The 22,299-nt window shown below is 67.6% G+C and carries 17 protein-coding genes; 4 read left to right on the top strand and 13 right to left on the bottom strand.

The features are described from left to right. Positions 1-17 precede the first annotated feature (17 nt). Both adiC and IMX13_RS17385 read left to right on the top strand, forming a co-directional pair. The gene (gene adiC, locus IMX13_RS17390; RefSeq protein WP_053517667.1) at positions 18-1,370 is read left to right on the top strand and encodes an arginine/agmatine antiporter; all 1,353 of its coding nucleotides are present in this window, start codon (positions 18-20) and stop codon (positions 1,368-1,370) included. 20 nt (positions 1,371-1,390) lie between these two features. Then, a complete protein-coding gene (locus tag IMX13_RS17385; protein ID WP_193396825.1) occupies positions 1,391-3,679 on the top strand; it encodes an Orn/Lys/Arg decarboxylase N-terminal domain-containing protein in 2,289 nt (762 codons plus the stop codon). Between the two features lie 132 nt (positions 3,680-3,811). Here IMX13_RS17385 and IMX13_RS17380 read toward each other — a convergent pair whose 3' ends face one another. The 8 genes from IMX13_RS17380 to IMX13_RS17345 form a co-directional block, all read right to left on the bottom strand. Next, positions 3,812-4,525, bottom strand: coding sequence for an energy transducer TonB (locus IMX13_RS17380; RefSeq protein WP_193396824.1), 714 nt, complete (start codon positions 4,523-4,525; stop codon positions 3,812-3,814). Further along, positions 4,518-5,294, bottom strand: coding sequence for a ChaN family lipoprotein (locus tag IMX13_RS17375; RefSeq protein ID WP_065182739.1), 777 nt, complete (start codon positions 5,292-5,294; stop codon positions 4,518-4,520). The genes IMX13_RS17380 and IMX13_RS17375 overlap by 8 nt, the downstream gene beginning before the upstream one ends. Positions 5,295-5,304: 10 nt before the next feature. Next, a complete protein-coding gene (locus tag IMX13_RS17370) occupies positions 5,305-7,776 on the bottom strand; it encodes a TonB-dependent receptor (protein ID WP_193396823.1) in 2,472 nt (823 codons plus the stop codon). Positions 7,777-7,840: 64 nt separating this feature from the next. Continuing rightward, complete coding sequence (locus IMX13_RS17365) at positions 7,841-8,767, bottom strand: FecR domain-containing protein (RefSeq protein WP_193396822.1); 927 nt, start codon at positions 8,765-8,767, stop codon at positions 7,841-7,843. Beyond that, positions 8,764-9,273, bottom strand: coding sequence for an RNA polymerase sigma factor (locus tag IMX13_RS17360; RefSeq protein ID WP_053517659.1), 510 nt, complete (start codon positions 9,271-9,273; stop codon positions 8,764-8,766). The genes IMX13_RS17365 and IMX13_RS17360 overlap by 4 nt, the downstream gene beginning before the upstream one ends. Before the next feature lie 134 nt (positions 9,274-9,407). After that, the gene (locus IMX13_RS17355) at positions 9,408-9,632 is read right to left on the bottom strand and encodes a hypothetical protein (RefSeq protein ID WP_065182742.1); all 225 of its coding nucleotides are present in this window, start codon (positions 9,630-9,632) and stop codon (positions 9,408-9,410) included. After that, on the bottom strand, positions 9,629-10,330 hold the full coding sequence (locus IMX13_RS17350) for a glutamine amidotransferase (protein ID WP_065182743.1): 702 nt from the start codon (positions 10,328-10,330) through the stop codon (positions 9,629-9,631). Before IMX13_RS17350 ends, IMX13_RS17355 begins: the two co-directional genes overlap by 4 nt. Next, the gene (locus IMX13_RS17345; protein ID WP_193396821.1) at positions 10,327-11,100 is read right to left on the bottom strand and encodes a YggS family pyridoxal phosphate-dependent enzyme; all 774 of its coding nucleotides are present in this window, start codon (positions 11,098-11,100) and stop codon (positions 10,327-10,329) included. The genes IMX13_RS17350 and IMX13_RS17345 overlap by 4 nt, the downstream gene beginning before the upstream one ends. A gap of 76 nt (positions 11,101-11,176) precedes the next feature. Between IMX13_RS17345 and ptsJ the strand changes: the two genes are divergently transcribed. Then, entirely contained in the window at positions 11,177-12,460 is a 1,284-nt protein-coding gene (gene ptsJ / locus IMX13_RS17340) for a transcriptional regulator PtsJ (RefSeq protein WP_193396820.1), read from the top strand. Positions 12,461-12,474: 14 nt separating this feature from the next. Here ptsJ and IMX13_RS17335 read toward each other — a convergent pair whose 3' ends face one another. From IMX13_RS17335 to IMX13_RS17315, 5 genes are all read right to left on the bottom strand, one after another. Further along, the gene (locus IMX13_RS17335; RefSeq protein WP_053517653.1) at positions 12,475-12,981 is read right to left on the bottom strand and encodes a hypothetical protein; all 507 of its coding nucleotides are present in this window, start codon (positions 12,979-12,981) and stop codon (positions 12,475-12,477) included. A gap of 81 nt (positions 12,982-13,062) precedes the next feature. After that, on the bottom strand, positions 13,063-16,173 hold the full coding sequence (locus IMX13_RS17330; RefSeq protein WP_180876980.1) for an error-prone DNA polymerase: 3,111 nt from the start codon (positions 16,171-16,173) through the stop codon (positions 13,063-13,065). Positions 16,174-16,179: 6 nt separating this feature from the next. Next, the gene (locus tag IMX13_RS17325; protein ID WP_193396819.1) at positions 16,180-17,589 is read right to left on the bottom strand and encodes a DNA polymerase Y family protein; all 1,410 of its coding nucleotides are present in this window, start codon (positions 17,587-17,589) and stop codon (positions 16,180-16,182) included. 9 nt (positions 17,590-17,598) lie between these two features. Continuing rightward, on the bottom strand, positions 17,599-18,213 hold the full coding sequence (imuA, locus tag IMX13_RS17320; RefSeq protein ID WP_193396818.1) for a translesion DNA synthesis-associated protein ImuA: 615 nt from the start codon (positions 18,211-18,213) through the stop codon (positions 17,599-17,601). Positions 18,214-18,423: 210 nt separating this feature from the next. After that, positions 18,424-18,858: a glyoxalase/bleomycin resistance/dioxygenase family protein gene (locus tag IMX13_RS17315; RefSeq protein WP_053517644.1), complete on the bottom strand. Its 435-nt coding sequence runs from the start codon at positions 18,856-18,858 to the stop codon at positions 18,424-18,426. Between the two features lie 334 nt (positions 18,859-19,192). Between IMX13_RS17315 and IMX13_RS17310 the strand changes: the two genes are divergently transcribed. Next, positions 19,193-21,988, top strand: coding sequence for a glycoside hydrolase family 3 C-terminal domain-containing protein (locus tag IMX13_RS17310; RefSeq protein WP_111185970.1), 2,796 nt, complete (start codon positions 19,193-19,195; stop codon positions 21,986-21,988). Positions 21,989-22,299 lie beyond the last annotated feature (311 nt).

The following is a 22,299-nucleotide window of genomic DNA, read 5'->3' as shown; positions in this document are numbered from 1 at the left end:
CGGTACAGGAGATTGTCATGGCAGAAGCAAAGAAGATCGGTGTGGTGGGAGCCACCTTCCTCGTCGCGGGCAACATGATGGGCTCAGGCGTATTCCTCTTGCCCTCCAGCCTGGCCAAGATCGGTACCGCCTCGATCTGGGGCTGGCTGATCACCACGGCGGGTGCGCTGCTGTTGGCGTTCGTGTTCGCCAAACTGGGCAAGCTGGCCCCGAAGGCCGGCGGCCCCTATGCCTATGCGCGCGACTGGTTCGGCCCCTACATGGGCTTCCAGACCAATACCATCTACTGGTTCGCCAACTGGATCGGCAATGTCGCCATCCCGATCGCGGCGGTGGGTTACTTCAGCTACTTCTTCCCGATCCTGTCCGAGCCGCTGGTGCGCTGCATCGCGGTCCTGGTGCTGGTGTGGGCGCTGAGTTTCGCCAACGTGATCGGTCCGGCCTTCGTCAGCCGCGTGCAGACCGTCACCACCAGCTTCGCGCTGGTGCCGATCCTGGGCATCGCCATCTTCGGCTGGTTCTTCTTCGATGCCGACATCTTCAAAGGGGCCTACAACGTCTCCGGTGAATCCAACTTCGGTGCGATCTCCAGTGCAGCCGCACTGACGCTGTGGGCGTTCATCGGCGTGGAGTCAGCGTCGGTGACCGCCGGCGTGGTCGAGAACCCTGAGAAGAATGTCGCGCGCGCTACGCTGGCCGGCGTGTTCCTTGCGGCCATCGCCTACATCGCCAGTTCGTCGGTGATCATGGGCATGGTCCCCAACGGTGAACTGCAGACTTCGGACGCGCCGTTCGCCTTGGCGGCGGCCAAGGCCGTGGGAGGGTGGGGCGGTGCGCTGGTCAGCCTGTGCGCGTTCATCGGTGCGGCCGGCTCGCTCGGTGGCTGGATCCTGCTGACCGCACAGAGCGCGAAGGCCGCATCGGATGATGGCCTGTTCCCGAGCATCTTCAGCAAAACCAACAAGGATGACGTGCCGGTCAAGGGCGTGCTGATCGTGGCGGTGCTGATGACGCTGGCCGTGCTGGTCACTTCCACCTCGGAAACGGCATCCGCGCAGTTCGATGTGATCACCTCGGCCGCGGTGGTGCTGACCCTGCTGCCCTACATCTATTCCTGCGTGGCCTGCTACTTCGTGGTCGAACGCTCGCACACCCTGGTGCATACCGGCGCGTTCTGGACCTTGACCAGCCTCACCGTCGTGTACTGCCTGTGGGCGATCTATGGCTCGTCGGGAACGATCGTGCAGTACGCCTTCCTGTTCGTCCTGTTCATCACCGTGTTCTATCCCTTCTTCAGCGAGGAGCGCCGCCAGCAGCGGCAGCGTGCCCGCGAGGCGGCGGCGATTTCTGCCGGCGCGCAGCATTCCTGATTCGGACAAGGAGAAACAACGTGTATTTCAAGTCATTGGACTATCCGATCATAGTCATCGACGGTGATTACGACTCACCACGCATCGGCGGCATCCTGATCCGCGCTCTGGTGGAAGAGCTGCGCAGCAACGACCAGCGCGTGCTGTGCGGGTTGAACCTGGATGATGCCCGTGCAGGAGCACGCACCTATGTTGCGGCGTCAGCCGTGCTGATATCGATCGATGGAAGCGAGGAAGTCGATGGCGAGTTCCAGCGCCTGACCGCGTTCCTGCGCGAGCAGAGCGCGCGCCGCGCGAACCTGCCGGTCTTCCTGTACGGCGAACGCCGCACCATCGAGAAGGTACCGAGCAAGCTGCTCAAGTACATCCACGGCTTCATCTTCCTGTTCGAGGACACCAAGAACTTCATCTCCCGGCAGGTGATGCGGGCCGCTGAAGACTACATGCAGCACCTGCTGCCGCCGTTCTTCAAGGCACTGATCCATCATGCCGCCGAGTCGAACTACTCCTGGCATACGCCTGGCCACGCCGGTGGCGTGGCCTTCACCAAATCGCCGGTTGGCCGTGCATTCCACCAGTTCTATGGCGAGAACACGCTGCGCAGTGATCTGTCGATCTCGGTGCCGGAGCTGGGATCGCTGCTGGACCACACCGGGCCGATCAAGGACGCCGAGAACGAAGCGGCCCGCAACTTCGGCGCCGACCATACGTTCTTCGTGACCAATGGCACCTCCACGGCCAACAAGATCGTATGGCACGGCACGGTGGCGCGGGGCGATGTGGTGTTCGTCGACCGAAACTGCCACAAGTCGCTCCTGCATGCGCTGATCATGACGGGCGCGGTACCCGTGTACTTCACGCCCAGCCGCAACGCGCACGGCATCATCGGCCCGATCAGCCTGGAACAGTTCACTCCGGAATCGCTGCAGCAGCGTATCGCCGCGAACCCGCTGGCGAGCAAGGCATACACGGCGGGCTCCAAGCCGCGTATCGCCGTGGTCACCAACTCCACCTACGATGGCCTGTGCTACAACGCCGAGAAGATCGCCGACGAGATCGGCAGTGCGGTGGACTTTCTGCACTTCGATGAGGCCTGGTATGCCTACGCCGCATTCCATCCCTTCTACGAGAACCACTACGGCATGGCCAAGGGCAAGCCGCGCGAGCAGGATGCGATCATCTTCACCACGCACTCCACCCATAAGCTGCTTGCCGCGTTCTCGCAGGCCTCGATGATCCATGTGCGCAACTCGGCACAGCGCAATCTGGATGCCGAGCGTTTCAACGAATCGTTCATGATGCACACCTCCACCAGCCCGCACTACGGTGTGATCGCCGCCTGTGACGTTGCCTCGAAGATGATGGAAGGCGAGGCCGGTCGCTCGCTGGTGCAGGAGATGCACGACGAAGCGATCGCATTCCGACGCGCCATGCTGCATGTGCGCGACGATCTCGGCCGTGATGATTGGTGGTTCAGCGTGTGGCAGCCGACCAAGGTCGAGCGCAGCCTTGACAAGGGCGACACGCCGGCGCCGATGGTGGCCAAGCGGGAGGAGTGGTACCTGCAGCCGGATGGGCACTGGCATGGTTTCGAGAACCTGGTGGACGACTATGTACTGATCGATCCCATCAAGGTGACCCTGCTGACCCCCGGCCTGTCGATGGATGGCGGAATGGGCCGGCTGGGCATTCCAGCGGCGGTGCTGAGCAAGTTCCTGTGGGGTCGTGGCATCACTGTGGAGAAGACCAACCTCTACTCGGTGCTGTTCCTGTTCTCGATGGGGATCACCAAGGGCAAGTGGAGCACGCTGGTCACCGAGCTGATGGCGTTCAAGGAGCTGTATGACCGCAACGCCCCCCTGAGCCAGGCGCTGCCGACGCTGGCGGCGGACTATCCCGTTGCCTACGCCGGCTGGGGACTGCGCGACCTCTGCGATGCGCTGCACGCCTTCAACCAGGAGTTCGCAGTGGCCCGGGTAATGCGCGAGATGTACGTGGACCTGCCGACGCCGGTGATGACCCCGGCCGATGCCTACAACCATCTGGTGAAGGGGGAAATCGAACGGGTGGACATCGAACAGCTCAGTGGCCGCATCGCGGCGACCATGCTGGTGCCGTACCCGCCCGGCATTCCCACCATCATGCCGGGCGAGCGCTTCGGTGCCAGCGATGAGCCCATCATCGAGTCGCTGCGCATCGCACGCGAGCAGAATGCGCGCTTCCCGGGCTTCGAGTCGGACGTGCACGGACTGATCATCGAGCACGACGGCGAGACCGTTTCGTACAAGGTGGAAGTGCTGAAGGCCTGAGCCACTCCGTGGTCCTCCGCACGCGTCGCGGTGCGGAGGACTGCCAAGGAGGGGGCCCGGTGCACCGTCGCGTTGATCCGGTTGCCGCATCTGGCAGTGGTTGGCCGAGATCGTAGCGGAGGCGCGGACCGTCTAGCGCAGGTAGTACTCCACGGGCACCACCAGTTCCTGCGGTGCCTTCATTTCGTCGGGAATGCGTGGCAGCGGCTGTGCGCGGCGGAAGGTCTGCAGCGCCGCGTCATCGAGCAGGGACTGGCCGCTGGACTGCTCCAGGCGCAGCGCCAGAAGGCGTCCGTCGCGGTCGATGCTGGCGCGGACCCAGCTGGTGCCCTGCTGGCGCCGCGATCTAGCGCTGGAGGGGTAGTAGCGGTATCGCTCCAGTCGTGCCATCAGCCGCGCTTCCCACTGGTCGCTGGCAGCGCCGGCCTGGACGTCCGCGGGTGGGGCGTCCGGAGCAGGCGGCGCGGCCGTGATCGATGCCGGTGCGGGACGGGCATCGGCCGCGGCCGCAGGTGGGGCGACCTGCGTGGGTTGCCGGCCGGCGCCGGCGATCTCGCTGGCGGCCAGTTCGCCTTCACGCGCGTGGGTCGGCGCGGGTGGCGGCGGCGATTTCCGTGGCTGCGCGGCGCGCGCCTGTTGCGCCTGGCTGGGCTGTTCGGCCTGGCGTTCCTCCACAGGCTGTGGCGGTGCAGCCGGCGCAAGCAGGCGCAGGCTGATGCGCACATCCTGCTCTGGCGGCGGCAGCGTAGGCGGGGCTGCCACCCAGTGCACGAGCAGCAGCAGCGGCAGCAGGTGGACCCCGACGGTGATCGCCATTGCCTGCCAGTGTTGCCTGCGTTCACTCATCTGCGATCACCCACAGCAGGTCGGCGTCGCTGGCGTCGATGGCTTCTTCCGCCGATGCCAGAGCGACCACCAGCGCAGGCGCGGATGCGGGCAGATAGCCCGGTACGCCGGTGCCGCGCAGCACATGCCAGCGGCCGGCAACCAGCAGCGCGGGTGTCTGTGCGGCCGCCAGTACCTGCGCCATACGCGAATCGCGGGCCTGCTGAACGGCCAGCATGCCTTCCAGCAGCGGTGCGGCGTCGGCGTGCTGGGCCAGCACTACGTTCGACAGGCGGTGGCGTGCGCCAGGCACCGGGAAGCGCGCCGGTGCCGACGAAGCGAGCAGCGCGTCGACCTCCGCACGCGAGAGGTTGCCACCGTGCAGGGCGATGCCTGCAGCGGCGGCATCCTGCACCAGTCCGCCATAGGCCGACCACGGCCAACGGGGGTCCCAGCCCAGCAGTTCCTGCAGGTGTTGCCCGTCGGCACGGTTGCCCTTGTCCAGCCAGCGCTGCACGCGCTGCAGGCGGGGCTGGCGTTCACTGCCGATCATCTCCAGGACCAGCGCACCCTGTGGTCGCTGCTGGTGCAGGGCCTGCAACAGCCAGCGTTCGGCGGCATGGTCGGCGGCGACGTCATGGCGTTCCCCCAGCAGCAGGTGCCGGGCGGCGGCGACGCGCTGCACGAACGCCGCTTCCTGCAACGGCCGGCCGCTGGCCAGGTCGATCACCGTGCCGGGCATCGACTGGGCCTGCCCGGTCGCCAGCACGGCAAGCAGGCACAGCGGCAACCAGCGTCGGCTAGAACGCCACGTTGACGCCCATCGAGACGGTGCGGCCGCGGCCGTTGCCGCGGTCCAGGATCGGGCTGAAGATGCTGTCGATCGAGGCATTGTTGTCATAGGCTTTGTTTTGCAGGTTTTCGATGTTCAGCCATACGGTGGTGCTGGCCTGTGGCTTGAAGCTGGCGTAGAAGTCCAGCAGCACACCCGTGCCGCGGGTCTTGCGGGTCTGGAAGAAGTCGTAGCCTTCCTCGGTGGGGCCGGAGTATTCGGCGCGCACGCCGGCCTGCACGCGCTGCTGCCACCAGCGACCGCCGACGTCCAGCGTCCAGTAGCGGTCGGGAAGCGCGGTGATGTCTTCCAGGTTGACGAACTCGATGGCGGGCGCGCTGGTGTGTGATCGTGTCCAGCTCAGCGTCGCGTGATAGTGCTCGCTGGCGTAGTGGGCCTCCAGCTCGATGCCACGCATGCGCACCACGCCCGGGTCGTTCATCCAGCGGGTGGTGACGCTGAAGTCGTCCACATCCAGCGCATCGGTCCAGGCCGAAAGCTGCGGGTCGCTGTCGATCGGTACCACGACGGGCTCGATTTCCGGTGGATGCACGATCAGCAGGTACTGCGGCTTGATGTAGTCGCGGATGCGGTTGTCGAAGCGGGTTACCCGCAACTGGGCCAGGTCGCCGTCGCGCAGCAGCGAGTCGGTGCTGAGATTGGCGCCGAACTGCAGGTTGCGCGAGCGTTCGCGACGCAGGAATGGATTGGCGCCTACGCCATCGGCATCGCTCATGCCTTCCAGCGGAATCTTCTCGAAGAACATCTCCTGCACGCGTGGCGGCCGCGATGTTCGCGAGGCCTCGGCGTACAGCTGCAGCCAGTCGGTTGCCTGCAACGAAACCGAGAGGCTGGGACTGAGTGCATGTTGGCGGCGGCGGATGTCGATGCCCCCGCCGTTGATCCGGGTGCACTGGCCCGGCACATCCGAACAGGCCGGGATGTGCCCGCGGATGCCGTAGCGATCCTGGCGCAGCCCGGTGGTCAGTGCGTAGATGCCGTACTGCAGTTCGAGCGTACTGAACACGCTGTCCAGCTGGCTGCGCCCCTGCGGGTTGGCGCCGCGCAGGGTGGGCGTATCAGCAACGAAAATGTCCGACTGGTGCTTGAGGCCTGTGTTCCAGCGTGCCTGCAGCGAGCCGATCTCGAAGCGGCTGGTGTTGTCGATGTTCCAGCTGCTCAGGCTGCTGTGGGTACGCCGGCCGATGTAGCTGGATACTTCCACCGGCGGATAGAACAGCCGCGTCTTGTTGGCGGCGAAGCTGGCGCGCAGATCGATCCAGGGCGTGTAGGGCGTGTAGTGATAGCTGGCGCGCTGGTTGCGTGCCGAAATCTGCCACGGGTAGTTGTGATAGAAGTCGTTCTCGTAGCGCATGTGGCTCAGGTCCAGCCGGTGCAGCTCACTGGGTTGCAGGCGGGCCTTGAGCAGCCAGCTTCTGGGGTGCTGGCTGCCCGGGTCGGCGCTGTTCTTCTGCCCGTTGGCGGTCGCGTACTCGCTGCTGCGGCTGCTGCTGGCCGCCGCAAGCAGGCCGAACTGACGGTCACCGCCTTCCTCGCTGTGGCGCCAGGCGCCGGCGAAGGTGCGGCCACTGCCATAGCCGTTGTCGCCGTGCCGGTAGCCGGCGCGCAGGCCCCAGTCGCGGCTCTCACCCAGCAGGTCATCGATATCCAGCGTGCGGAAGTTGGCGGTACCGGCCAGGGTGCCAGCGCCATCGCCGCCAGCGACGGCACCGCGCTGCACATCCACCCCGGCCAGCAGGAATGGATCGACATAGGCGAACGGGCCCCCGGAGCCGTGCCCGGCGTTGTTGCGGAAGGTCTGGGTGACACCGTCGATCATCGTGTTGACGCGGCCGGCGCCGGTCATGCCACGGATGTTGACCTGGAGGCCGGGCTGGCTGCGCGAGTGGAAGCTGTGCGTGCCGGGCATCGAGCGCAGCAGGCTGTTGCCCTCCTGGCGTTCGGCCATCGCCACGCGTTCACTGCCAACGGCTGGCGCGAAGCCATCGCGGGTGGCGGGGACGTACTGGCTGGCGCCGGTGCCGGGCGCATGGCCCTGTGCAGGAGTGCCCTGCACGCGCAACGGACCGGTGCGGCGGCTGCCATCGCTGGACTCGGCAGGCGCCGGCTCGAGGGTGGCACGCCGTGCATCGATGAAGCGGGGCCGCAGGCCGGTGCCGGCCAACAATTGTGACAGCGCCTGCCTGTCGTCGAAGTTGCCGCGCAGGGCGGGCGCCATCTGGCGCTGGGGCAGCGCGCCACCGATTACAAGATCGATGCCGGTGAGCCGGCTGTAGGCATCCAGTGCGCCGGCCAGCGGCTGTGCAGGCAGGTCGTAGTGGCGGGTTGCGGTCTGTGCCTGGGCATGGCCGGACAGGAATGGAACCGGGCTGGCGCAGGCCAGCGACAAGGCCAGGACAAGGGGGCGGTGGGACAGCATCGAGGTCTCCAGGGAGTGACGCAGAGCGTCGTCAGCCTGGGAAGACGCACGGGCAGGGACGATGTCAGGGTGCATGGCCGCTGCCGTGCGTTGATGACAGCCACAGCTGCAGTCCGGGACCGATGCGCAGCACGCGGACCTGCAATTGCCGGGCGAGCTGGTCGCGGGTGCCGGTGGCGCCGGTGGCATTGCCCAGCACGGTGACCCGCTGCTGGCGCAGGCGCGCGCCCATGATCCAGGTGTGCCCACCGTCCCAGCGGTCCAGCCCCCGGGCGACATCCTCCAATGGTGCCGATACCCAGTGCAGGCGCCGCTCGCGCCAGGCGAGCACGCCTGCCGGTGCGGCCGACGGGGTGCCCGGTGTCTGGCCATCGAAGCGCAGTTGTTCGCCCTGGCTTGCCTCTCCGCTGCCGCTGCCGCTGTCCACCCGCACCTGGTGTTCGGTGACGGTCACCACGCTGCTGCCGTTCTGCACGGCGACATCGAATGCGGTGCCCAGCGCGGTGACCCTGCCATGCGGCGTGCGCACCTGGAACGGCCGGTCGGCATCGGCGACAACCTGGAACCAGGCCTGCCCCTTCTTGAGCTGCAGCTGCCGGCGCTGTCCGTCGATGCGGACGCGCACCTCGCTGCCCGGAGACAGTACGACGCGCGAACCGTCCTGCAAGGGTGTCTCGCGGATCTCGCCGACGGTGGTGCGCAGCACCAGTTCTGTCGGCGGTGCGTCCTGGCGGAGCGACAGGCCCAGCACGCACAGCAGCAGGGCGCCGATGCCCGCCTCGCGCAGGGCACGCCGGCGGTGACGCTGCTGCTGGCGTTGCAGGCTGGGCAGGCCGGCACCGGCCTGCCACAGCTGCTGCAGGTGCAGGTACTGTGCTGCATGGCGCGGGTCTGCCTGATACCAGTGGGCGAACGCGCGCTCGTCGCGCGTACCGTCATGGCCGTCGAGCCACCAGCGTGCGGCTTCGCGTGCGATCGTGTCCTGACTCATGGGCCGGGCACCTGTTGCAGCGCGACCAGCGCGCGCAGCAGGTGTCCATGCACGGTCTGCCGGCTGATGCCGAGCTGGCGACCGATTTCGGCCAAGGCCATCTGTTCGACCCGGGCCAGCAGGAACACCTGCCGCGAGCGCGGCGGCAGGGCGGCGATGATCGCGTCCAGGTGACGCAGTTGTTCGAGATCGAGCAGGCGTTGTTCCGGCAGGGGCGCCGGATCGGCGAGGGTGGTCAGAGATGCTTCGTCCAGCGGGTCTTCCCGGCGGCGCTGGCGTTGCCGGTAATGGTCGGCGATCAGGTTGTGGGCGACGCGGTACAGGTAGGCGCGGCCATTGCTGAGCAGGCCACTGGCGGCGACCTTGACGACACGCAGCCAGGTCTCCTGGACGACGTCATCGGCATCGCTGCGTTGCGGGAGTTTGCGGCGGACGTGGGCGTGCAGCGGCCGGTAATGGGCGGCGCACAGATGCGCGACATCCGTCGGTTCGACAGGCGTGGACACGGGGCGGGCTACAACTGGGAAAGGGAACAGCCCGCGGCGGCAAGGGCAGCGCCTGCACCTTACAGTAAAAGAGAATCATTTGCATCCATGGTGCCGGCGCATCGAAGGCGAGCGGGCCGGCAGCGCGCTCTGCGTCAGAGGTCGCGGTACTGGATCTGTGCAGCGAGCACACGCAGGCCTTCGGCGCTGCTGGACAGGATGCGTTCTTCGCCAATGCCCTTCTGGCGTTGCAGCTGGAATCCCGCTGCGTTGGGCAGGTGCGCGGCGATGGTCTCCAGGCGTTGCAGCGCATCGGCCCCTTGGCAGTCGAAATGACCCCAGTAGGCGCCGTGACGGTGGACCAGCAGGCGGTAGTTCATCGTGCGTTCTCCGGTAGTTCCTGCAGCCAGTGGTTGAACATCGCAGTGGCGGCTGCGGCCAGCGGGGCGCCATAGCGGCGTGCCTGCGCGCGAAGATCGTTCGGGTCGATGCCCGCCTGGGCCAGCTCGAGCGCGTGGCCGATCAGCCAGCGTTCGAACTGCCGCGCGTCCAGTTCCGGGTGGCACTGCAGGGCCAGTGCATGCTTCCCGATGGAAAAGGCCTGGTGGCGGCAGGCGGGTGTGCTGGCAAGACGGTGCGCACCGTCCGGGAGTTCGAAGGCTTCGCCATGCCAATGCAGCACAGGAATGCCCTGCAATGCCAGCAGGGGAGAACGCTGGCCCTCGTCGGTCAGCAGCAGTGGCGCGAATCCGATTTCCTTGCCTCCGCTGGGCGCCACCTCCGCCCCCAGCGCACGTGCCATCAGCTGCGCACCCAGGCAGATGCCGAGGGTCGGCCGCTGCAGGTGCAGGCGCCGTTGCAGCAGCGCGATGCTGTCAGCCAGGAAGGGGTAGAGCAGGCCATCGTTGACGCTGACCGGGCCTCCCAGTACGACCAGCAGATCAGCCGCTTCGGCCGCGTCAAGCGCATCGATGCCGGCCTGCAGCACGTGCAGCTGCCAGCCCTGGGCCAACAGCAGCGGCTGCAGCGTGCCGAGGTCTTCGAAGGCGATGTGTTGCAGGACGACCGCGTGCTTCATGCGGCCCCTCCACGGGTGGGCCAGTAGGCGCTGTCCGGTGTCGCGCGTGCTCCGAAGATGGCCTGGCCGACGCGGACCACGGTGGCGCCCTCCTCGATGGCGACCTCGAAGTCGCCGGACATGCCCATCGACAGCTGCGACAGGTCGATGCCGGTCGGCGCGCTGCGCTGCAGCTGGTCGCGCAGCGTGCGCAGGCGGACGAAGCAGGCGCGTACGCGTTCCACCTCCGGAGTGAAGATGGCCAGGGTCATCAATCCGCGTACGCGCAGGCGGTCGAACATGGGCAGCTGCTGCACGAAAGCCTCGACGGCGCCGGGCTCCAGGCCGTACTTGCTGGGTTCGGCGGAGGTGTTGACCTGCACGAACACGTCCAGAGTGCGGTCCTCCAGCAGCAGGCGCTGCTGCAGCGCTTCGGCCACGCGCAGGCTGTCCAGCGCCTGGAATTCACTGGCGAAGCGCGCCACATGGCGGGCCTTGTTGGTCTGCAGGTGGCCGATCACAGACCAGTGCACGCCAAGGTCGGCCATCGACTCGGCCTTGCGCTGTGCCTCCTGCACCTTGTTCTCACCCAGCTCATGGCAGCCGGCAGCCACGGCCATGCGGATGCGCGCCTCATCCACGGTCTTGCTGACCGGCAGCAGGCGCACGCTCTGCGGGTCGCGGCCCGCGCGGGCACAGGCCCGCGCGATGCGCTGGCGCACCGTGAGCAGGTTGGTGGCGATCTGTTCGACGGACTGGGCGACAGGCCAGTCGGCGGCGGCAAGGGGCATGCGTGCACCTCCAATGCAGGGTGGCCAGGGTGGGATACACTGGCACAGGACAAGATTTATTTTGGCATAGGACAAAATGAAAATCACCGGGCACAGTGCCGAATCGATCTTCGACAGCATCCGCGAGGGCATCGGCGACGGGCGGCTGACCGCGGGCAGCGTGCTGCCGCCGGTACGCGAACTGGCCGAGCGGCTGGGCGTCAACCGCAACACGGTGGCGGCCGCGTACAAGCGGCTGGACGCGGCGGGCCTGGCCAGTACGGGGGGGCGGCGCGGTACCACGGTGCGTGGCGTGTCGGCCCCCGTCGCGCGCGAAGGCAGTCCGCCGGGGCTGGCGCTGCACGATCTGGCAGGTGGCAATCCGGACCCACGGCTGTTGCCGAGCCTGCGCCTGGCACCGGCGCCACCTCGGCTGTATGGCGTGGGTACGGTCGACCCGCGCATGCAGCGGCTGGCACGTGCGTCGCTGGATGCCGATTGTCCGCAGGGCTACGCCCTGGAGCTGAGCCACGGTGCCGTCGATGGCATCGAACGCCTGCTGGCTGCCTGGCTGCTGCCCGGCGACCGCATCGCTGTAGAGGATCCCTGCTTCCTTGGCAGCCTCAACGTGCTCAATGCCGCTGGCCACACGCCGCTGCCCGTGGCGGTGGACACGCATGGGATGCAGGTGGCGTCGCTGCGGCGGGCGCTGGAGGCTGGCGCACGCGCGGTACTGCTGACGCCGCGCGCACACAATCCTACCGGCGCCAGCCTGGATGCGAAGCGGGCGCGGGCACTGCGCCAGCTGCTGGCCGGCTACCCGCAGGTGGCGGTGCTGATCGACGATCATTACGCGTTGCTCTCGCAGCAGGCCTACCACTCAGTGCTGCCCGTCGATGGCCGGCGCTGGGCACTGCTGCGCTCGCTGTCCAAGCCGTTGGGCCCGGATCTGCGCCTGGCGTGGCTGGCCTGCGATGAGGAAACCGCGGTACGGCTGCGCCTGCGGCTGGCAGCGGGAACCGGCTGGGTCAGCCACCTGCTGCAGGACGCGGCGGTCTCGGTGCTGGAATCAGCCACGCAGCGGGCGAAGATCGCTTCGGCCGGCGTGCGTTACCAGCAGCGGTTGCAGTCGCTGCAGATGCTGCTGCAGGCGCGGGGCGTGCAGCAGGCCGTGCCGATGGAGGGGTTGAACCTGTGGTTGCCTCTGCCGGATGACAGCCGCCCGCAGGTACTGGCGCTGGCCGCCCGCGGCTGGCATGTGCGTGCCGGCGAAGTGTTCGCGGTTTCCGCCCCCGGTCATGGCCTGCGCATCACCTGTGCGGCGCTGGGAACACCGCAGCAGCGACAGCTGGCCGATGACCTGGCGGCCGTGCTGGGATGATGAACCCGCGTCCTTCAGGGCGCGGCACTGACGCCGGGGCGCACGTAGTAGGACTGTCCGCTGTCATCCACGAACATCAACTCCGGCTTGCCCTGCCAGGAGGTGAGCATCGCGCCGGTGTTGTTCTGGTGTTTGACCATCAGGCTGGCGCCGCGGTCGGGGTTGGCGACCACCTTGAACACTTCGGTGGTGCCGGCTGCGTCGTCAAGCGTCAGCAGGGCTTCGCCACCGTGGTCGGTCGTGCCGTAGCCGCCGCGTTCGGAGCCGTCTGGACCCAGCAGAACCAGGCCGGACAGGGCGCTGGCACGTGTTCCCTGCACCTGGCCGCGACTGCGCGGGTCGGGCACCGGGGCGCCCAGGATCACCCGCGCCTGACCGGCGCCATCGTGGATGACCAGGCCCCGGGCTTCGATCACCCGCTGCGGCGATTGGCTGCGATGCAGGCTCCAGGCAGTCCAGCCGGAAACGAGCAGGGCGAGGGTGGAGACCAGCAGCGTGGTCAGCGTGAGTGCACGGGGCATCGGATCGTCCTTCCTTGGATGTGCCGACGATAACGGAAGCGGGCCGCTCATGACCAGTTCGCTGTGTGACGCGGTGTGTCCTCAGTGGAAGTCGCGGCTTCGGCTGCGCAGGCCCTGCAGCAGTTCATCCAGGCAGTGCATGCGTTGCACGATCACATGCTGCACGCCATCGACACGCTCCAGTCGGCCGTCGATCTGCATCAGCTGGGTATCGACCAGTACACGGTGCTGCCGGTCGGCCAGGTGCCGCCAGACCACGGCATTGACCATGCCGGTTTCATCTTCCAGGGTAAGGAAGGTGACGCCGCTGGCGGTCTGGGGACGCTGGCGCATGCGTACCAGCCCGGCGATGCGTACGCGGCGGCCATGGCCGTGGCCGGCCAGTTGTGCGGCGTCGAGGCAGCCGCGGCTGCGCAGCTGCGTGCGCAGGAATGACATGGGATGGCGACCCAGGGTAGTGCCGATGCTGCGGTAGTCGGCCTGCATGTCTTCCCACGCACTGGGCAACGGCAATGGCACGCGTGCTTCAGCGGTGGTGCGGGCCTGATCGAACAGCGGCAGGCGGTTTTCCACGCCGGAGACATCCCAGCGCGCACGATGACGATGCCCGCTGAGGCCGCGCAGCGCGCCGGCATCGGCCAGCAGGCCCTGATGGCGCCGGTCCAGGACGGTGCGCTGGCACAGATCGCCGACATCGTCGAATGGCCGTCGCGCGCGTTCGCGCATGATGGCCTGTGCCACCTGTTCGTTGCAGCCATCGACCAGGCGCAGGCCCAGCCGGATCGCCGCGGGACCCCTGCTGAAATCCAGCGTGCAGTCCCAGTCGCTGTGGCGCACGTCCACCGGCAGCACGATGATGCCGTGCCGGCGCGCATCCTGCAGCAGCTGGTCGGGGCTGTAGAACCCCAGTGGCTGGCTGTTGATCAGGCTGGCGGTGAACGCGGCCGGATGATGGCACTTCAGCCAGCAGCTGTTATAGGTCAGCAGGGCGAAGCTGGCGGCGTGGCTTTCCGGGAAGCCGTAATCGCCGAAGCCCTTGATCTGCTCGAACAGGTGCTCGCCGTATTCGCGACTGAAGCCGTTCTCCAGCATGCCGGCCAACAGCTTCTCGCGATGCGGCTCCAGCCCGCCGCGGCGCTTCCAGGCCGCCATCGAACGGCGCAGGGCATCGGCCTCGCCCGGGGTATAACCGGCCGCATCCACCGCCAGCTGCATCACCTGTTCCTGGAACAATGGCACGCCCAGCGTACGTGCGAACACGCGTTCCAGCCGCGGTGGGTAGAGCGGATTGTGTGGATCGTTCAGTGCATCAGGGCCGTGCTCGCGCAGGATCCGCCGCCGCTCCAGATAGGGATGCACCATGTCGCCCTGGATCGGACCGGGTCGCACGATCGCGACTTCGATCACCAGGTCATAGAACGTGCGCGGCTGCATGCGCGGCAGCATCGCCATCTGCGCGCGCGATTCGATCTGGAACACGCCGATGGTGTCGGCGGCGCAGATCATGTCGAAGGTCTTCGCATCCTTGGGCGGGATCGCATCCATGCGTCCTTCGTGCAGGCCATGCTGCTTCAGCATTGCCAGGCATTTGCGGATGGCGGTGAGCATGCCCAGCGCCAGGCAGTCGACCTTCATCAGGCCTGTGGCATCCAGATCGTCCTTGTCCCACTGGATGACGGTGCGGTCGGCCATCGCTGCGTTCTCCACCGGCACCAGCGTCGACAGCGGGTGTTCGGAAATCACGAAACCGCCCGGATGCTGCGACAGGTGGCGCGGGAAGTCGATCAGCTCGGCGGTCAATGACAGCAGTCGCCGCATCAGCGGCGTCTCCGGGTCGAAGCCGCGCTCGCGCAGGGTTTCCGGTAGCGGAATGTTGCCACCCCAATGGTCCATCGCCGCGCCCAGTTCATTGACCTGGTCCATCGGCAGTCCCAGCGCGCGGGCGACATCACGGATCGCACTGCGGCCGCGATAGCTGATCGCCACCGCCGTCAACGCGGCGCGTTCGCGGCCATAGCGCTTGAACACGTACTGCAGGACTTCCTCGCGCCGTTCATGCTCGAAATCGATATCGATATCCGGTGGTTCATTCCGCTCGGCGGAGATGAAGCGCTCGAACAGCAGATTGCTGCGCGCGGGGTCGATCTCGGTCACGCCCAGTACGAAGCACACCGTTGAATTGGCGGCCGAGCCGCGGCCCTGGCAGAGGATGTCCTGGCTGCGGGCGAAGCGCACGATGTCGTGCACGGTGAGGAAGTAGGAGGCATAGTTCTTCTTCTTGATCAATGCCAGCTCGTGCTCGATCTGCCTGCGCTGTGGTTCCTGGATGCCCTCCGGCCAGCGCCAGGGAATCTTTTCTTCCACCAGCTCGCGCAACCAGCTGTCCGGGTCATGACCTTCCGGCACCAGTTCACGCGGGTAGGTGTACTTCAACTGGTCCAGGGTGAAGTGGCAGCGCTCGGCGATGCGCACGGTCTCGGCCAGCAGTGCAGGGGGGTACAACCGGGCCAGCGCGGTGCGCGGGCGCAGATGGCGTTCGCCATTGGGGAACAGGCGCCAGCCGGCTTCGGCCACGCTGCAGCGGTGACGGATCGCGGTCAGCGTGTCCTGCAGCGCGCGGCGGCGGCGCACATGCATGTGCACATCGCCGCTGGCGACCAGCGGCAGGCCGTGGCGTTCGCCGAACGCCTGCAGCTGCTGCAGGCGGCGCGCGTCGTCGTGCTCATGATGCAGTTCCACCGCCAGCCACAGGCGGTCCTTGAAGGCTGCGCGCAGCAGTGGCAGATCGGTGGCGGCGGGCTGCCGGTCCAGCCACAGGCACAACAGGCCGTCGGGCAGGCCGGACAGGTCATCGCGCAGGCAGCGGTACTCGCCCTTGCCGGCCCGCCGCCGGCAGGTGGTGATCAACTGGCACAACCCGGCGTAGGCAGCCTGGTCGGTGCACAGCAGCGCCAGCTTCGGTCCCTCTTCGACCTGGAACTCGGCACCGACGATGAGCGCCACGCCCTGTGTCTTCGCTGCCTGCCAGGCGCGCACGATGCCAGCCAGCGAACACTCGTCAGTGATCGCCAGCGCGCGGTAGCCCTGGCCGCGGGCACGTGCGAACAGTTCCTCGGCGGTGGAGGCACCGCGCTGGAAGCTGAAGGCCGACAGGCAGTGCAGTTCGGCATAGCCGGGCAGTTCATCATGCATGGTGGTTCAGCCGAACCAGCCGTGCAGCATCCACGGTGCATGTGGATCATTGCGCTCGCGGAAGGCCCAGCCGCGCTGGCCGTGTGCGGTTTCCACCACGTAGTAGTCACGGCGCGCATCGGCGTGGTCCCACCAGCCTGATTCGATCCGCTCCGGCCCGGTGACGATGCGCAGCCGCGGGTCACGCAGCACCTGTGGTGTGTCCAGCAACCAGCCGGGGCGCAGCGGCCAGTACGCCGGTGGCCTGGCGGGTGCCTGGGTGCCACTGGCGCGTTCGGGGCGATGGTCGGCCTGCACGGCAAGGGGCTGCACGGCGTCATCGCCGAGCCGTGCACGCAGGCGCTCGCGCAGCTGGGTCCACGGCATCGCCTGTGCCGGGCGGGTGTCGAACAGATCGCGTGCGGCGGGCACGAAGGGCGGCAGCTGTTCGGCCTGCAGGCGCAGGGCCCGGCTGCCCGCCGGCAGCGGGAAAGCCTCCATGCGGTTACGGGCGATCTCGAACAGCAGCGCGGCATCGCGCTCGGGTGCGAGCAGGCCGATGGTCAGCACGCTGGCAGGCAGCAGGTCGTGTTCGAAATGCAGGTCGAAACGCTGCACGCCGCCATCGCGCGAGCACAGGAAGGCCGCCAGATCCAGCAGCAGGCGTCGCAGCGAAAACAGCAGGGCCTGGCTGGATTCGATCTCGTACTCGAATTCGATGCGTGCGTCGAAACGGTCTGGTGGCTGGTAGTAGCGCAGGGGTGCGGTGGGCTGGCCACGCAGCGCGTCCAGCTGCTGCAGCACGTCCGGCGCGAAGCGACGCGCCAGGCTTTCGCGCGGCAGGTCGAACACTGCCCCCAGCGTACGCAGCCCGGAGCGGCCAAGCACGGTCACCGCATCGGCCGGCAATCCGCTGCGCGGCAAGGGCAGCTGCGCCAACAGGGCTGGCAACTGTCCTGCATCGATACCGAGGCCATCATGCACGTTGGCCAGCACCCGTGCGGCATGGGGATTGGGCGCCGCGACCAGGCGGTGACGGAATCCAAGTTCATGCAGGCCATCACGCAGGCGCCGTTCGATTGCCAGCCAATCGCCGAACAGGGCACGGCTGGCACCGATCTCCAGGACCAGGGCATGGGGAAAGTCGAGGCTGACCTGCGAACTGAAGCCGTACAGCCAGCTGGCCAGCAACTGGCGGGTGTGCAGCTCGGTGGCCGGATCGTAGTCATGCAGCTGCAGGTCCTGCACCAGTACCTGTGCGGCCGACAACAGCATGCCCGGACGCAGGCCGGCTGCACGCGCAGCAGGGCTGACGGCGCGCAGCACGCGACGCTGCGCCGGCCCCTGCAGCAGCACCAGTGGCCGCTGCGGATCCGCTTGCAGGCGCAGCACGCAATCCAGCGCCAGCTGCGGCAACAACAGGCAGGCCCAGTCCATGCGGCCGCCTCAGTGGGCGATGGCCAGTGGCAGCGGCTGTGCCGGCGGCAATCCGCCACGGCACTTCAGGACCCGGACCTGGCCGTGGTCGAGCTGCAGGCGCAGGCTGGCCGGGGACGGGTTGCGGGCCGCACGCGCCTCGCGGAACACGAAGCCCAGGCACTGGCCACTGTCGGCGGCTACCTGCAGGCGGCGCAGGGCGCGGTCGTCGACCTGCTGTGGCCAGCACAGCACTGCCGCGCAGGCCGCCGAGCGCAGGCATTGTTCGGTGGCCCACAGCGCCTGCTTCGGCCCGGCCTGGATGATCTGCAGCTGCGCCAGATCCAGCCCGGCCGCGGCCCAGGCCGGCGCATGCGGCCGGTAAGGCGGCGCGACCAGCACGATCGGCCGCTCGCGGCGGCTCAGCTTTGCCAATGCCGGCCAGACCAGCGCCAGTTCGCCTACACCCGGCGCGCCCTGCAGCACCTCGCACAGCCCGCTGGCCGGCCATCCCCCCCCGGGCAGGCGTGCATCCAGGGCGGGGTGGCCACTGGCCAGATGGTCGCTGGCCGGGCCGTGCCGCGCCGGACCGCGCCATAGCTGGCGACCGTCCAGGAGACGGTCGAGGGCAATGACCGCACCCATCAGCCCACCGTCCGGAAACGCGTGGGGGCTGGCTGAGAGCGACAATAGTTGTCGGAAACGGCTGGCATGGAGCGAGTATCGACAGGCCGGTATCAAGGGCTGAGACCGGACATGCTACTCGCCTCGTGAGTAGAATTACTAATGAATTCGAGCGCCGCGTTTCAGGTTGCTGAAGAGCGGGCGCGGTTCATCGATCAACGTGCCCCGCACTCACCGCCCCTGCGGATCCGGGCGGTGGTGCACGTACTCGACCACGGTGCCATCGGGATGGACTGCATTGAACGCCGCACCGGTCGGGACGATCTGCAGCGGGAAGATGATCTCGGCTCCGGCAGCGATCAGTTTGTCGTGATAGGGCCGGACATCGTCGACCAGCAGGGTGCCCGTGGTCGAGGTGAAGGGTGCCAGTGCGGTCTCGCTGCCTTCGATCAGCAGGAAGGCACCGACCATGGCCAGGCGCAGTCCTGCATCGGGAAACGGAAACCCGGCATCGGCGACCACACCCTGCAGCTGCTCGTAGAACGCCACACTGCGCTCCAGTTCGCCGGGAGCGACGAATACGCGGATCAGCACGCGCGGGCTGCGTTGGCTGGAGGTGTCACAGCGGTCGCGCCAGAGATGGTCGAAGTCGCGATGTACGTTCATGGGCGTGATCCGTGGCCAGGGGCTTCCATTATCGGCAGCGCCGCGCACCCTACTGATGACCGCCGGTGATGGACTGATAACCGGCGTGCAGGGGCTGGCCTGTGCCTTAGGTCCTGTTGACAGGCATGAACGCCCTCGCACAATCTTCACAGGTTGGGCCACGTGCGTGGCCCGGGCAGGCAGGTTGTCACGCCGGGAGGAGGGTCCCGCGCGCAGACCGGTCCGCCCTCCGGCCTGAGGTGTTGCCCGGCAACGCCTGTACGGCATGAACGCTGCACCCTTCGGCGGCATTTTCCCTGGACCGATTGCCTTGGCAACGGAATTACGCCCGTCGATGAAAACGTTTACAAAGCCGCTTGCCCTGTCCCTCGCCGTGTCCGCCGCCGTCATCGCGCCGGCGTGGGCCGATCCCGCCGCGTTCACCGTGTTGACCCTGGAGCAGGCGCCGCCGGCCGAAGCGATGCCGGCCCTGGCCACCCAGCTTGGATCCCTGCAGGTGGATGCCGTGAGTGTGCGGCAGGTGCAGCGCAGCATCGACCAGGTCGATCCGCTGCAGCTGCTGGCTGATGGCCTGGGCTACGAATACCGCTTCATCGCCGCCGGGAAGGACGATGGCCGGACCCAGCGCGGTCAGGCCGTGCTGACCCGGCTGCCGATCGCGGCGGAATCCGGCCCGGACCAGCCGGGGCTGAACTACCTGCGCCTGGATGACGGTCGCCACACCGTTGCGGTCTACACCGATGCCGGCGCGGGTGCCCTGCAGTTGCCGGCCCTGGTGTCGCGTTCGCGGCTGGGTGCGCCGGCGGTGCTGCTCGGCGCTGTTGCTGGCGATTCCGCCAAGGCTGCCGGTTTCGATCCGGCGCGGGTGGCCCCGGAAGCCGATGCCAGCTACTTCAGCGATGGCTTCCAGGCCGCCAGCAGTGCGCCGTTCAAGGTTGAGGGCAGCGCCCTGCGCGCGACCCTGCTGACCTTGGCCTATGCCGCCGACAAGGGGGGCGATGCGCCGTGGATGGACACCACCCTCAACGCCGACGCCCGCGCTGCGCTGCTGCTGAAGGCGATGACCGAGGATGAGAAATTCCAGATGCTGCACAGCTACTTCGGGCTGGGCAAGGACGGCGGCCCGCTGCCGGACGGCGCGGTCGGTTCGGCCGGTTTCGTGCCGGGCGTGCCACGCCTGGGCATTCCCTCGCAGCAGTCGGCCGACGCCGGCGTCGGTGTGACCAACCCCGGCGGCATCCGGCCCGGCGACTTCGCCACCGCCATGCCCTCCGGCCCGTCCACCGCATCGAGCTGGAACCGCGAAGTGGCTTTCGCAGGCGGCGCGACGATGGGCCGCGAGGCCTGGCAGCAGCGTTTCAACATCCTGCTTTCCGGCAGCGTCAACCTGCAGCGCGATCCGCGCAACGGCCGCAACTTCGAGTACGCCGGCGAAGATCCGCTGCTGGCAGGCTCGATGGTCGGCGCGTTGATCCAGGGCGTGCAGAGCCAGCACGTGATCTCCTCGATGAAGCACTTCGCGCTGAACGACATGGAGACCCGCCGCAACTTCCATGACGTACGCATCGGCGAACAGGCCATGCACGAGTCCGACCTGCTGGCCTTCGAGATCGCGCTGGAGACCGGCCGCCCGGGCGTGGCGATGTGCTCGTACAACAAGATCAACGGCACCTACGGCTGCGAGAACGGCTACCTGATGAACCAGGTGCTGAAGCAGGAATGGAAGTTCCCTGGTTTCGTGATGTCCGACTGGGGTGGCGTGCACAGTGGCTCAAAGGCGGCGCTGGCCGGCCTGGACCAGCAGTCGGCCGGTGAAGTGTTCGACGCGGCGGTGTTCTTCGACGAGCCGCTGCGCCTGGCCGTGCACGGCGGCGTGGTGCCGCAGGCGCGCCTGAACGACATGGTGGCGCGCATCCTGCGCACGATGTTCCTGCACGGCAACTTCGACAACCCGCCACAGCACCAGAAGGTTGATGCCGAGGCCGGTTTTGCCGTGGCACAGCGCACGGTGGAAGAGGGCAGCGTACTGCTGCGCAATGAAGGCAACCTGTTGCCGCTGGCCGACAGCGTGAAGCGCATCGTCATCATCGGCGGCCATGCCGACAAGGGCGTGATCGGTGGTGGCGGTTCGTCGATGGTGGGCGTGACCGCCAAGGGCACCAACGCGGTGCCGGGCGTGATGCCGACCACCTGGCCGGGCCCGGTGATGTTCCATCCGTCCTCGCCGCTGGAGGCGCTGCGTGCAGCGCGCCCGGACGCCACCATCGCGTATGTGGACGGCAACAATGCCGCGGCTGCAGCCAAGGCCGCCGCACAGGCGGATGTCGCCATCGTGTTCGCCACGCAGTGGGCCGCCGAATCGGTGGATCTGCCGGACATGCAGCTGCCGGACAATCAGGATGCGCTGATTTCGGCGGTGGCCAAGGCCAACCCGAAGACCGTGCTGGTGCTGGAAACCAACGGCCCGGTGCGCACGCCGTGGCTGGCGCAGGTGCCGGCGATGCTGCAGGCCTGGTATCCCGGCATCCGCGGTGGCGAGGGCATCGCCGCACTGCTGACCGGCCAGGCCAATCCGTCCGGCCGCCTGCCGGTGACCTGGGTGACGGACGAGTCGCAGCTGCCGCGCCCGCATATCGATGGCCTGGGCTTCAAGCCGGCCAAACCGTTCGGTGATGTGTTCGATTTCGATATCGAAGGCGCCAACGTCGGCTACAAGTGGATGGCCGCCAAGGGCCTGACTCCGACCTTCGCCTTCGGCCATGGCCTGTCCTACACCTCCTTTGCCTACGACAACCTGAAGGTGAGCGTGGAAGGTTCGCGCCTGGTCGCCAGCGTGGACATCCGCAACACCGGCAAGCGCGCCGGTGCCGACGTGGCCCAGCTGTACCTGAAGCTGCCGGCGGGCAGCAGCACGCCGATCCGGCTGATCGGCTACGACAAGGTGCAGCTGCAGCCGGGTGAGCAGCGCCGCATCCGTATCGAAGCCGAGCCGAAGACCCTGGCCCACTACGATGCGCAGGCCCGCCAGTGGAAGATTGAAGGTGGCACCTACCAGGTGCAGCTGTCGCGCAATGCCGCCGAACCGCTGCAGAGCGCGGACGTGCAGCTGGTGGAGCAGGTGCTGCGCTGACACCGCGTGGTACTCACGCTTGCAGACACGGCCCCGCAAGGGGCCGTGTCTGTTTGCGGCCTGCCGCTGCGCTCGCCGGGCATGGCCCGGCGCTACGCCATGACCCGCACGAGCGGTAGCGCCAGGCAATGCCCGGCGGCGCAACGATGGGCAGAGGAATGCGGTAGCACCGGGCCATGCCCGGCGGCGCAACGATGGGCCGAGGAATACGGTAGCGCCGGGCCATGCCCGGCGAGCGCAGCGGCAGCATAGGCACATGTGCCATCAGTCCTGCCCGCATCCGCCCCAGAATGCAAAGCCGTCACACCCTT

It is taken from the genome of Stenotrophomonas sp. B2 (genome assembly GCF_014947095.1).
Taxonomy (GTDB): Bacteria; Pseudomonadota; Gammaproteobacteria; order Xanthomonadales; family Xanthomonadaceae; genus Stenotrophomonas; species Stenotrophomonas maltophilia_P.
Note: the sequence above shows the minus strand (reverse complement) of the source record. Positions and strands in the feature narration are given on the sequence as shown.

Bases quoted from the DNA above. Each gene is read 5' to 3' on its own strand.
- adiC (WP_053517667.1), top strand. From the start codon at position 18: ATGGCAGAAGCAAAGAAGATCGGTGTGGTGGGAGCCACCTTCCTCGTC.
- IMX13_RS17380 (WP_193396824.1), bottom strand. From the start codon at position 4,525: ATGAGTGAACGCAGGCAACACTGGCAGGCAATGGCGATCACCGTCGGG.
- IMX13_RS17370 (WP_193396823.1), bottom strand. From the start codon at position 7,776: ATGCTGTCCCACCGCCCCCTTGTCCTGGCCTTGTCGCTGGCCTGCGCC.
- IMX13_RS17365 (WP_193396822.1), bottom strand. From the start codon at position 8,767: ATGAGTCAGGACACGATCGCACGCGAAGCCGCACGCTGGTGGCTCGAC.
- IMX13_RS17355 (WP_065182742.1), bottom strand. From the start codon at position 9,632: ATGAACTACCGCCTGCTGGTCCACCGTCACGGCGCCTACTGGGGTCAT.
- IMX13_RS17350 (WP_065182743.1), bottom strand. From the start codon at position 10,330: ATGAAGCACGCGGTCGTCCTGCAACACATCGCCTTCGAAGACCTCGGC.
- IMX13_RS17345 (WP_193396821.1), bottom strand. From the start codon at position 11,100: ATGCCCCTTGCCGCCGCCGACTGGCCTGTCGCCCAGTCCGTCGAACAG.
- ptsJ (WP_193396820.1), top strand. From the start codon at position 11,177: ATGAAAATCACCGGGCACAGTGCCGAATCGATCTTCGACAGCATCCGC.
- IMX13_RS17335 (WP_053517653.1), bottom strand. From the start codon at position 12,981: ATGCCCCGTGCACTCACGCTGACCACGCTGCTGGTCTCCACCCTCGCC.
- IMX13_RS17330 (WP_180876980.1), bottom strand. From the start codon at position 16,173: ATGCATGATGAACTGCCCGGCTATGCCGAACTGCACTGCCTGTCGGCC.
- IMX13_RS17325 (WP_193396819.1), bottom strand. From the start codon at position 17,589: ATGGACTGGGCCTGCCTGTTGTTGCCGCAGCTGGCGCTGGATTGCGTG.
- imuA (WP_193396818.1), bottom strand. From the start codon at position 18,213: ATGGGTGCGGTCATTGCCCTCGACCGTCTCCTGGACGGTCGCCAGCTA.
- IMX13_RS17315 (WP_053517644.1), bottom strand. From the start codon at position 18,858: ATGAACGTACATCGCGACTTCGACCATCTCTGGCGCGACCGCTGTGAC.
- IMX13_RS17310 (WP_111185970.1), top strand. From the start codon at position 19,193: ATGAAAACGTTTACAAAGCCGCTTGCCCTGTCCCTCGCCGTGTCCGCC.